The organism is Muribacter muris (assembly GCF_004569585.1).
Lineage (GTDB): Bacteria > Pseudomonadota > Gammaproteobacteria > Enterobacterales > Pasteurellaceae > Muribacter > Muribacter muris.
On the sequence record NZ_SPPA01000042.1, the window covers coordinates 1 to 9,261 of the forward strand.

Annotated in this window: 16 protein-coding genes and 1 pseudogene; 7 read left to right on the forward strand and 10 right to left on the reverse strand. The window is 41.9% G+C overall.

Features of this window, described 5'->3' with window-relative positions; genetic code table 11:
- Positions 1 to 325: 325 nt before the first annotated feature.
- Positions 326 to 1,315, forward strand: coding sequence for a site-specific integrase (locus E4T80_RS12100; RefSeq protein WP_135058656.1), 990 nt, complete (start codon positions 326 to 328; stop codon positions 1,313 to 1,315).
- Here the strand turns inward: E4T80_RS12100 and E4T80_RS12105 are convergent, their stop codons facing one another.
- From E4T80_RS12105 to E4T80_RS12135, 8 genes are all read right to left on the reverse strand, one after another.
- A complete protein-coding gene (locus tag E4T80_RS12105) occupies positions 1,316 to 1,618 on the reverse strand; it encodes a hypothetical protein (RefSeq protein WP_135058657.1) in 303 nt (100 codons plus the stop codon). It lies immediately after the preceding gene.
- Positions 1,619 to 1,629: 11 nt separating this feature from the next.
- On the reverse strand, positions 1,630 to 3,945 hold the full coding sequence (locus tag E4T80_RS12110; RefSeq protein ID WP_135058658.1) for a replication endonuclease: 2,316 nt from the start codon (positions 3,943 to 3,945) through the stop codon (positions 1,630 to 1,632).
- Entirely contained in the window at positions 3,945 to 4,226 is a 282-nt protein-coding gene (locus tag E4T80_RS12115; protein ID WP_135058659.1) for a hypothetical protein, read from the reverse strand. Before E4T80_RS12115 ends, E4T80_RS12110 begins: the two co-directional genes overlap by 1 nt.
- 8 nt (positions 4,227 to 4,234) lie before the next feature.
- The gene (locus E4T80_RS12120) at positions 4,235 to 4,423 is read right to left on the reverse strand and encodes a hypothetical protein (RefSeq protein ID WP_135058660.1); all 189 of its coding nucleotides are present in this window, start codon (positions 4,421 to 4,423) and stop codon (positions 4,235 to 4,237) included.
- Positions 4,410 to 4,553: a hypothetical protein gene (locus E4T80_RS12870; protein ID WP_167740738.1), complete on the reverse strand. Its 144-nt coding sequence runs from the start codon at positions 4,551 to 4,553 to the stop codon at positions 4,410 to 4,412. Before E4T80_RS12870 ends, E4T80_RS12120 begins: the two co-directional genes overlap by 14 nt.
- Positions 4,550 to 4,867 carry a hypothetical protein gene (locus E4T80_RS12125; protein ID WP_135058661.1) on the reverse strand — a complete coding sequence of 106 codons (318 nt, stop codon included), beginning with the start codon at positions 4,865 to 4,867 and terminating at the stop codon, positions 4,550 to 4,552. The genes E4T80_RS12870 and E4T80_RS12125 overlap by 4 nt, the downstream gene beginning before the upstream one ends.
- A gap of 14 nt (positions 4,868 to 4,881) precedes the next feature.
- Positions 4,882 to 5,157 (reverse strand): hypothetical protein, encoded by a 276-nt coding sequence (locus E4T80_RS12130; protein WP_135058662.1) that lies wholly within the window; start codon positions 5,155 to 5,157, stop codon positions 4,882 to 4,884.
- A 102-nt stretch (positions 5,158 to 5,259) separates the two neighbouring features.
- The gene (locus E4T80_RS12135; RefSeq protein WP_135058663.1) at positions 5,260 to 5,508 is read right to left on the reverse strand and encodes a hypothetical protein; all 249 of its coding nucleotides are present in this window, start codon (positions 5,506 to 5,508) and stop codon (positions 5,260 to 5,262) included.
- Between the two features lie 103 nt (positions 5,509 to 5,611).
- Between E4T80_RS12135 and E4T80_RS12140 the strand changes: the two genes are divergently transcribed.
- A complete protein-coding gene (locus tag E4T80_RS12140) occupies positions 5,612 to 5,917 on the forward strand; it encodes a hypothetical protein (RefSeq protein ID WP_135058664.1) in 306 nt (101 codons plus the stop codon).
- Positions 5,918 to 5,974: 57 nt separating this feature from the next.
- On the opposite strand, the gene E4T80_RS12145 is transcribed toward E4T80_RS12140, so the two are convergent.
- On the reverse strand, positions 5,975 to 6,169 hold the full coding sequence (locus E4T80_RS12145; protein WP_047976810.1) for a hypothetical protein: 195 nt from the start codon (positions 6,167 to 6,169) through the stop codon (positions 5,975 to 5,977).
- Positions 6,170 to 6,298: 129 nt separating this feature from the next.
- On the opposite strand from E4T80_RS12145, the gene E4T80_RS12150 reads away from it, so the two are divergent.
- From E4T80_RS12150 to E4T80_RS12170, 5 genes are read left to right on the forward strand one after another with little or no spacing between them, the layout of a single operon-like run.
- Positions 6,299 to 6,757 (forward strand): helix-turn-helix domain-containing protein, encoded by a 459-nt coding sequence (locus E4T80_RS12150; RefSeq protein ID WP_084724256.1) that lies wholly within the window; start codon positions 6,299 to 6,301, stop codon positions 6,755 to 6,757.
- Between the two features lie 17 nt (positions 6,758 to 6,774).
- Positions 6,775 to 7,923, forward strand: a complete 1,149-nt coding sequence (locus E4T80_RS12155; protein ID WP_047976809.1) for a hypothetical protein — start codon at positions 6,775 to 6,777, stop codon at positions 7,921 to 7,923.
- 1 nt (position 7,924) lies between these two features.
- Positions 7,925 to 8,254: a hypothetical protein gene (locus E4T80_RS12160; protein ID WP_135058665.1), complete on the forward strand. Its 330-nt coding sequence runs from the start codon at positions 7,925 to 7,927 to the stop codon at positions 8,252 to 8,254.
- A 6-nt stretch (positions 8,255 to 8,260) separates the two neighbouring features.
- Positions 8,261 to 8,557, forward strand: a complete 297-nt coding sequence (locus tag E4T80_RS12165; RefSeq protein ID WP_135058666.1) for an excalibur calcium-binding domain-containing protein — start codon at positions 8,261 to 8,263, stop codon at positions 8,555 to 8,557.
- Between the two features lie 32 nt (positions 8,558 to 8,589).
- Positions 8,590 to 8,973 carry a hypothetical protein gene (locus tag E4T80_RS12170; RefSeq protein ID WP_135058667.1) on the forward strand — a complete coding sequence of 128 codons (384 nt, stop codon included), beginning with the start codon at positions 8,590 to 8,592 and terminating at the stop codon, positions 8,971 to 8,973.
- 178 nt (positions 8,974 to 9,151) lie between these two features.
- On the opposite strand, the pseudogene E4T80_RS12175 reads toward E4T80_RS12170, so the two are convergent.
- Positions 9,152 to 9,261, reverse strand: a pseudogene (locus E4T80_RS12175) (IS1595 family transposase); the annotation flags it as partial.

Below are 9,261 nucleotides of genomic sequence, written 5' to 3' on the forward strand. Positions count from 1 at the left end.
ACCACAATAATCAGCCTCTGAACTGATTTTAGATTTTAGGAACACAGTTAGGAACACAATGATTTTTTACAACAAATAAAACTATTATAAATCAAAAACTTACTTATTTAGATCTAGTCCAGCCGGTGCACCAATCCACACACTCACAAAATCCCATATTTCCCGATCAAACACGCTATTTCATTGAAAATAAAGTGATTTTCCTGTTTTTATTTTTAGAAAAATACTAAAAAAGCGTCCCCTTTGCGATCTAAACCGATCTCGTATATCATTGAATTGCACCAAAAACGCACCTTTATTTGCACCACACGCACAGGGGATTTTTATGGCGACTTTCACCAAACGGGCCAACGGCTGGCGAGCGCAAGTCAGACGCAAAGGCATCAGCAAATCGGCAACCTTTCGCACCAAAGCCGAAGCCACTGCTTGGGCACACCAGCTTGAAATGGAAATCAATGCCGGCACTTACAACAACACCCCCGACCTGCCTTTTTCTTATGTGATTGAAAAATACCTTACCGAAATCACCCCGAAGAAGCGCAGTGCCCGACACGAAATGCTACGTCTCACCCGCTTACTTGAAATGCCGATAGCCAAAGTCTCTCTACAAGATCTCACGGAAAAACACTTCCAACAATGGCGAGATCAACGCCTTGCCGAAGTCAGCCCCGCTAGCGTCCACCGAGAATGGTCTACCCTCGGCAATATGCTTAATATCGCCCAACACGAATGGAAATTGATTGGCACCAACTACCTCAAAGGCATTCGCAAACCGGAAACACCCAAGCCCCGCAGCCGCCGTTACACCACGGGCGAAATCAACAACCTGATTTACGCCTCCGGTTTTTCGTGGAACAAACCGCCGGAAACCGCCACCGCACGGGTCGGCATTGCGATTTTATTTGCGATTGAAACTGCAATGCGAGCCGGCGAAATCGTCAATCTGACGTGGGAACATATTCACACTGAACGCCGCATTGCGCACCTGCCTCAAACCAAAAACGGCTACGCACGAGATGTCCCGCTTTCAACCACTGCCCTCAAATTGCTTGAAAAACTTGAGGAAGTCGCAGACGGCGAAAGTGTCTTTCAGCTCACCTCTAGCAATTTAGATGCGCTCTTTCGTAAGCTCAAAAAACGGGTAATGTTGGACGATTTACATTTTCACGACACACGTCGGGAAGCCCTTACACGGCTCGCAAAAAAATTATCGGTAATGGAATTGGCAAAAATGAGCGGGCATAGGGATTTATCTATTCTGCAAAATACCTACTATGCCCCTGATATGTCAGAAGTGGCGAATAAATTAGACTAATTAAAACGAGGCTTTTTTCTTACGGTACTTTAACGCAAACTGCACTACCTCACCGGATACATACAGATTTTTACTGTTGCCGCCGGTACGGGATAACGTATCTACCTGTGCAGGAAAACGCGGATCCACCACAATCCACCGCCGTGCGTGTTCGGTACTAACCTTAAAATAATCCGCAATCTGCTGATTACCCCATAACTCTCGGCTATGCTCCGATAACTGCTGCGCTTTGAGTAGAGTTTCCACCGCACATAATTTTGCAAAAAGTTGCTCATTACTGACCGCTTGTTGTAACTGTGTCATCTCAATTTCCCCTAATGCCAAAACCCTTTTCGGCTGATTTGTACCTCATTGCCGTCAAAGGAAATGTAATCATCGCCTAACAATTTCACTTCACCGCCGTTTATCAGGCTAAAAATGTGATGTTTTTCAAACAAATCAGGGTTAATTCCCCGCCATTTCATCGCTATTTTCAACCGTTCGACTCTCGGCTGATGTTGATACATAAAATTGTCTAATCTTTCAACAGTGTCATTCTCTGAACCCTTGCTATTCATAGGGTTACAGTTACTGACACAAGTCCAAGCGGGGCGTTGCCCCGTTTCTTGTGCCTCGCTACGCGAGGCATTTGTTACCCCTTTCGGCTTTAATTTGGCGACCCACGTTTTAAAACGGGTCTTGATCCAATCACCTAACGGGTTTAGGTTATTTCTAACCCCAACAATCCGTTTACCTACTTCACCATAGCTATTCACCTCAGTTTCTTCATAGGCTAATTTCACCAACCACTCACTGCGTAACGCACCACCGCCACCTTGTTTATCAAGGTAGAACGCATAATCGCTGAGGTCAGCCCCAATACGCACCGTCTCCACCATCTGATCAGTGCATTGTCCTTTCATCAAACGGCGTAGCTCACGCCACACCCCGATAGAACTCACTCCATAAAACTGAAACTGACGAATGCCCCAACAGCTCGCCCACGCTCGCACACGGCTGGCATTATCTTTAAACGACAATCCCTCGACTTCATCGGAGCAGTAATCTAATGCCGCTTTACCACCCAAATTCTTGGAAATATATTTCACAATATAGGCAGTCGCCGAACCTTTCGCCTTATCACATTTTTCCACTTTGCAACGATGTTCTTTCGCACCGCGCTCATCGCCGTCTTGCTCCAACGCTTTTTTACGGAACAACTCGCTAACTTCATCAACGTGTTCTTTAGCAACATACATCAACAAATGCCAATGGGGCGTGCCATCGTGATGCGGTTCTGCCACTCGCATACCATAGAATTTAATTGCCCGTTTTTTCAGTAACGCACGATATTGCCCCCATACTTTATTTAAGTAGCTTTGTGTCTTTTTCGGGCTTGCACCGTTCCATTTTGGGTTTTGTCCGCCTTTTTCCAATTGAGCGTGATAGGCACTGGGGGCGGTCAAGGTTAAAAATAACGCCTCGTGTTCGTTTTCCTCCGCCCACACTTCCAAGCCGTTTAAGCAATTCATCATCTCGTGATGTCGCACAGACGGATTTGCAGACGAGCGTTTGTACATTTCCAACAGCTCGACCTGCTCCTCTTCATCGTCCACATTGTGCAAGATCATCTGATTTAAAAAATCAAAATTTTTCTTACGTTGAGCCTTCCACGCCCTAAATCCATTGTCAGAAATATAGGCGGCAACACCTTTGCGGACTTCACCACAGGCAATCGCTAAATGCTCGACCATCTGCCGTTGTGCTTTCTGTAACGCTTTCAACCAATATTTTTCACAGCCGATTTTATTTAACCCGATCACCATTGATTTGGTATTCGGGCTAAAGTCATCATCACCGTCCTGCTCGGAAAAGGTGGCCCAATAGGGCAACGGCAGACCAATTGTTTCACACAGCACACCACAACGGCGGTATAAGGTTTCGATAAGATCATTACCCTCATCTTCACTTAATACCCTGCCTTGCGCTAACGTGGCTTGCTCTGTGAAAAAATCGGTTTGGTATTTAGAAAAAATAGTGGCAAGGTGATCGGCAATCACTTTTAATTTTGCCTCGGTCATCAAATAGAACGGCAACCTATGCTTTTCATTGCATTTTTCACGCTCACGCTCGACATCATCAAATGCCCCAACGACAGTACGATAATGCTCATCACGGTATTGCATACCCTGTTCTAACGCCCATTCCCATTTCTCCGCCAGCGACATACTCAGCCATTGCAGATCAAACTGATACTGGGCAAACACCTTGCCTAACCGCTTTTCCAATAACTCACGCAAAAAGGTATTGGCGTGGCGTAATTGCTTTTGTCCGCATTGAAAGCTAATCGACCCGTCATCTTCAACGGAATGATATTCCCGCAAAAACAGCTTGCGAAAATGCTCCCGCTGGCGCAGGCTCGGTAAACCGCGGATCAACTGCTCGACAAACTCATAACCGCTTTTGCCGACCAACTCAAACAGCTCTAACTGCGCCGCTGTTGCCCGCGCGTCCTGTAACTGTGGTTTCGCCTGCACCGCAAGCGGTCGGTTTTGGGCAAAATGGTGCAAACGCTCGGCATCCACTTCTGCCGAACGTTTTTCATAATCCCAACCTTGCGAACCGCTCGGTTGCCCGAATAAATCCTGCATTACCACGTCTCACCCGCATATTGTGAGCAATGGGATTGAATGCTATGTACCACCGATTGAATAGATTGGTTGATTTCAATCAAAGTCGTTTCATCATCACCGGAAAAAACCGCTAAATCGACCAACGCCTCTGCCAACTCCGCAAAACTGCGATAATTTCCCCCAATCTGCACAGCCTGTTGCTCGTCCACCACTTGCAAAATCTTGAAACCGAACACCGCATCACGCCGAATTTCAAACTGCTCCGTGCCGTCTGCACTGAATAAAATTTTACGGTTCATTCTTCCCCCTAACGTTGTGTAATCGTCTGTTTAATGTTGATCGTGATTGGCTCACTGCTCATATCAAAGGCTTTCAGTTGATGTAAAAGTGATTTTTCAAGGTCTGCTACAAAATTTTTCACGACTTGCTCAACCAACGGTTCACTATTTGTCCTCGGTAAAATAACCGTCTCTTTAATCACCCTAATCCGGCTCATTCAACCCCCTAAGCTCTGCGATACGCTGGTGGTAACGCAACATATTCTTAAACGCAACCAACCGATAAGTCCGGTAGTAGCACTGCAACCAAAGCTCCCGATGAAACTCGGCAATTTGCAAACTGTTCATTGCTGCTCCTTGATTAAATTTCGCCATAACCGACGTAAGCGGTACATCAAGCCCTTATCCATTTCGGAATAAGCGTGAATATCCGCAATCGCCTGTGCAATGGCACGTTTTTGTAAAACCGAATAACTTTCAAGGGGCAATTCCTCGCTGATTTGCGCCACTTTCAACACAAATCGGCGATGCTCCGGCGTGTAACGATTCCACCGCTCCCGAAGAAACAGCCAAGCCTGACGGCTATCCGGCACATATTTCGCTTGATAATTTGCCGTCATCTGATTGAGCATTTTGCTCGTCCACGCCGCTACATCTGCCATACAGCCCCCCGAATTTAAGGATTGCCCTTAGTATTCAAAATTTGCAAAATCCGCTGCCAAACCGACCGCGTGTTTGCCTGCTGTTGCTCGGCGGCCAACGCCCGATGTTGCTCGATTAAACGGTTTACCTTGATTTCTAATTGCTGCAATAAATCGTGGGTGTTTTCCAAGTCTAAGCACACTACCTCCCGTTGCCCTTCCAACTGGCTGACCCGATTTTCCAAAAAGTACAAATTCACACGGCGTTTTTTCAATTTACGCCAGCGTTGATTAAGTTGTTTACGTCCCATTTTTACCTCACGTTTGTTGATAAAATCCCCAAATTGCTAAATTTAGGGTGTAAAAAGCCACCGCCTGCTAAAACGGTTATTTTTTCGTCTTTAGATTAAAACTTACTGCTCGGTTGGTATTTCTAACTGGTCGGGATTGACCTCTCGGAACGGCTTATCATATAAAAGGGCTTCTGGTCGCTCGGTATAGGTCGGAGTACTTAAACTGACTATCTCCGACATCACCCTCTGCTGTGCAAAACATTTGGTGCAGAAACAGTGGCTAGTAACCGTATTTTCCGCCTTATAGGATGTCCGCACATTCAAATGCGGGCTACCGCAGTTTTTGCATTTAATATGAATGTTCGCCATTATTCCCCCTGCTCAAGTGAGACTTTTTCAATGAAATTCTGCAACGCTTTGTGGTATGCTTGCCCCAACGCATACACCGCAAACATCTCTAAGGAGAGCGCCGATGACGACTGAGCAAAACACCCAAACAGATACTGATTTAGCTGATTTACCGCTTTCTCAACGCCTGCAACGGCTGGAAGATGCACTATCTGCTCTACAACAGCGGGAACTGGCTGATTACTACTTCCAAACTGCTGAACGAATACTGATAAGAGCGATTTTTGAAAATTGCTCTTCGTTAGATCGAGATAATGCCCTAAAAGACTTTCGCCAAATGATTGCCCTAACTGCCGAACAACAGCAGGATTCGGCACTTCAACAGGCGGCAGCCGATGTGGAAGCCCTTCTGTTTCCAACCCGCTCTTAATTTCCCCTTGCCCTGCACACGCAGGGCATTTTTGATTTTGCTCTCGCATACTCCCCCCTACTCCGACAGCCCTAGGGCTTTGCGGATTAACACTCGACCTAACGCTGCTTTTGTTGCTAACCCTAAACGCTCACGCTCTTTCTCGAAAGCCTCCCCTTCTTCAACATTTAATGTCATATGAAACGCCACAGACACCTCACGAGTAGGACGGATTTTTCTTCCTGATTTGTGAGCAAGATCACTTTTTGCCATCTAGACACCCCTTGTATTTATTGCTATCGTTAGCTCATTTTCTAAAAACGATCCATTTTGATCGGTTTTATTTTGTTTGAGATTATTTTATTGCACAATAGTGCAACTTGCAATAGGAAATATTGAATAATGTTGCAATTTTCTGATTTTTTGAAAAATGAGCGTATTCGTCTAGGTTTTACCCAAGAAGAAATGGCTAATGCTTGTGGAATTTCTAAGCGGACTTACAACCATTATGAAAAAGGAGAAAGAGCTGCTAATTCAGATTTTCTTCTTTCCTTTGCTCGAATTGGTGGTGATATCAATTATTTATTTACAGGAGAACGTTCTAAAGAACAACTAGATGCTCTAGAACGAGTTGCTTTACTTGCTTTTAATAAATTAAAAGAGGAAGGACAAAAAACAAGTGCTATTACATATATGACGATGTTGGAAGCTGGGCTAGTAAAAGGTGATTTCAACTCACTTTGGGAATCCAAAAGTGCTGAAGTGATCCAAACCGCAAGCGGAAATGGGCAGAATAATAATCAAGTCTTTCACGGTGATGCCGTAGGCACTGTGATTGGTATAAATAAATCTAAATCTTAGTTAAAAGGAAATTGCCAATGAAAAAGTTACTCACACTTTCAATATTGGGCTTACTTCTAGTCGGTTGTGATGATGAAACCACACAACAAACTACATCAAGCGATCAAACTCAAACAGTAACTGTTGAAGAACCTAAAATTCAAGCAGCCCAACCTGAAAGTGTGATTGAGAATATTGCATTTACAAAAAATGAAAAAGGCACTGTTATTTTTAATAATGTGCCTGATATGTTCGTTGCATTTTCGTCATATGATAAAGAAGATAATAATATTAAAGTTATTTCTGAAAACCCATTACATATTCAGCTAAACCCTAATATTTTTAAATTAGAAGATGATAAAGATACAGTTCAAATGATTGAACAAGAATTTATCTCTGCTATTTATAAAATATTTACTCATACTAATATTAATGAGTTCATATTAGAAATGTTGCCGGTAGATATAAAAACCGAAAAACCACTACATAAAAAATTTAATCGCAAAATTAAAATTACACGAGAAAGGGCATTAACTGTATTACAAAACTTCAGTCCTGCTAAATCGTTTGATCAACTTGTTAATTTCAATGAACAAGAAAAATATAACATTATCGGTTTATCCCCTTCTAAATTAGCAAGTAAATTTAATAATAACAAATATAGTGATTTTATTTTCAAAGCATTAAGCACAGGTAAAATAGATATACCTAAACAAGAAGTGATTATTCCGCTAAACATTGATATGAAAATTATCCAAGAACGATTAGCAATGGCTGACATAATCACCTCTATTGAACCCCGTGATTTAACAAACGGCAAAAAAGCCTACGATATTAAATTAAGTAAAATTGTAATGATTGAGGGCATAGGAAACAGTCAAAATAATGTAGAGTCCTTATCCTTACAATTCGGAATGGTCAGTGAACCTAAAATTATTATAGATACTGTTGCAGGTTTTGGAGTAAGTAGCTTCGTTATGCCAAACCCAGATAAAACATTTAAAGAAATCAATAAAATGGTTGAAAAAGCTGGGAAACAGATGAAGAAAAAAGACATCGTAGAAATTACGAGCAATGTTGGTGATATTACTCTTCAATTAAAAGTCTTCAAAAATATGGGCGGGTTAAGCTATTTAACTTTTAAAAAAGTCGAATGGAAACCGGTCGATTTTAGCGTGGAGGAATAAAATGAAAAAACTACTTACTTTACTCAGCCTAACGCTTTTTGCCTTTCCGGCAATGGCAGATGATTTGGACACAAACCGTGAAAAAGTAAAACAAATCTTTTTAAGCGATGAAGAACCGAAGGTTAAAGACGCAGTTTGGACATCAGACTTTGTATTTAAAGTCGGGGTAAAAGATGACGGTACAAAGCGAGACGGCTACGCCCAATACGTTTGCCTTGTATTAGCCGAAAACGGCTTTACAGGGAAAGACGTTTTAGTCCGTGTAATTGATATTGATAAATTCCGTAAAACCAGTGAATGGATCAATCTCGGCACGGCAAAATGCCAGTAAGTCAGAATGAAAAAATACTTTACCCTAATTATATCCGGTCTATTTGCGGGGTCGGCTTGGGCATATAGTTGTGATACGCCCGCCCCTTATTGCAAAGCGATGGCATCGTGCGAGCAAGCACGCTTTTACCTTAATCAGTGCGGCGTACACCGTCTAGACCGAGATAATGACGGTATCCCCTGCGAAAATGTCTGTGGGAAATCGGGTAAGAAAACCAAATCGGCTAAAACAACAAAATCAAAAGTAAGTAAAACCTATACCAAGAAAAAACGTTCCGGTTCAAAACGGGTAAAACGAAGATAGACAACTAAACACAACAACCACGGAGGTCTATTATGGGTGATGTAAATAACCAAATAATTAAAGGATCAGTTACTGAAGTCAATGGGATAAAAATTGAAAAAGCCTACTTTAATCATAATGAACCTAATGAAGAAAATATCCGCTCTAAATATTTAAAAGAAATTTTGTACTATCGCCACCACTGCCGTGAATTACATATTATTCTATGTAGATATACAAAGGAAGTCTTTAAGATTAAGGGTTCATTTAAATTTACGGATTTATCTACTGAACAACTAGAGAAGGTATATCAATTCAGCCTTCCTCTTAGAAAAGTTATCTTTGTATATCGGTCTAAGATGGAAGATAAACCATACAAATTAGCATTTCGCATTGCGTATGCCATACATAAATTAAAACGTTTATTTATAAAATAGTAGTAGCAGACTCTGTGAGTTATGCTTGATTATAAAATATTTATACTATCCTTTATTTATATTGAATATAACAATTACGAGGTTAATTAACATTATGAGTATTCCAAATACTGAATTTGAAAAAGAACATAATAAACTTAGAAAAGACTCTAATATTAGTTGGGGCTGTACTAGATAACTAGAATAAATTCTGCTTTACTAATTGTTTTAAAATGGAAAATTGAACTTTTATTTCACTGTGGTTAAAACGCCATTCACATTCCTTCAAATACAGTTCAAAATGCTCTT

Excerpts from the sequence above, each read along its gene's own strand:
- E4T80_RS12100 (WP_135058656.1), top strand. The coding sequence starts at position 326 with ATGGCGACTTTCACCAAACGGGCCAACGGCTGGCGAGCGCAAGTCAGA.
- E4T80_RS12105 (WP_135058657.1), bottom strand. The coding sequence starts at position 1,618 with ATGACACAGTTACAACAAGCGGTCAGTAATGAGCAACTTTTTGCAAAA.
- E4T80_RS12110 (WP_135058658.1), bottom strand. The coding sequence starts at position 3,945 with ATGCAGGATTTATTCGGGCAACCGAGCGGTTCGCAAGGTTGGGATTAT.
- E4T80_RS12115 (WP_135058659.1), bottom strand. The coding sequence starts at position 4,226 with ATGAACCGTAAAATTTTATTCAGTGCAGACGGCACGGAGCAGTTTGAA.
- E4T80_RS12120 (WP_135058660.1), bottom strand. The coding sequence starts at position 4,423 with ATGAGCCGGATTAGGGTGATTAAAGAGACGGTTATTTTACCGAGGACA.
- E4T80_RS12870 (WP_167740738.1), bottom strand. The coding sequence starts at position 4,553 with ATGAACAGTTTGCAAATTGCCGAGTTTCATCGGGAGCTTTGGTTGCAG.
- E4T80_RS12125 (WP_135058661.1), bottom strand. The coding sequence starts at position 4,867 with ATGGCAGATGTAGCGGCGTGGACGAGCAAAATGCTCAATCAGATGACG.
- E4T80_RS12130 (WP_135058662.1), bottom strand. The coding sequence starts at position 5,157 with ATGGGACGTAAACAACTTAATCAACGCTGGCGTAAATTGAAAAAACGC.
- E4T80_RS12135 (WP_135058663.1), bottom strand. The coding sequence starts at position 5,508 with ATGGCGAACATTCATATTAAATGCAAAAACTGCGGTAGCCCGCATTTG.
- E4T80_RS12140 (WP_135058664.1), top strand. The coding sequence starts at position 5,612 with ATGACGACTGAGCAAAACACCCAAACAGATACTGATTTAGCTGATTTA.
- E4T80_RS12145 (WP_047976810.1), bottom strand. The coding sequence starts at position 6,169 with ATGGCAAAAAGTGATCTTGCTCACAAATCAGGAAGAAAAATCCGTCCT.
- E4T80_RS12150 (WP_084724256.1), top strand. The coding sequence starts at position 6,299 with ATGTTGCAATTTTCTGATTTTTTGAAAAATGAGCGTATTCGTCTAGGT.
- E4T80_RS12155 (WP_047976809.1), top strand. The coding sequence starts at position 6,775 with ATGAAAAAGTTACTCACACTTTCAATATTGGGCTTACTTCTAGTCGGT.
- E4T80_RS12160 (WP_135058665.1), top strand. The coding sequence starts at position 7,925 with ATGAAAAAACTACTTACTTTACTCAGCCTAACGCTTTTTGCCTTTCCG.
- E4T80_RS12165 (WP_135058666.1), top strand. The coding sequence starts at position 8,261 with ATGAAAAAATACTTTACCCTAATTATATCCGGTCTATTTGCGGGGTCG.
- E4T80_RS12170 (WP_135058667.1), top strand. The coding sequence starts at position 8,590 with ATGGGTGATGTAAATAACCAAATAATTAAAGGATCAGTTACTGAAGTC.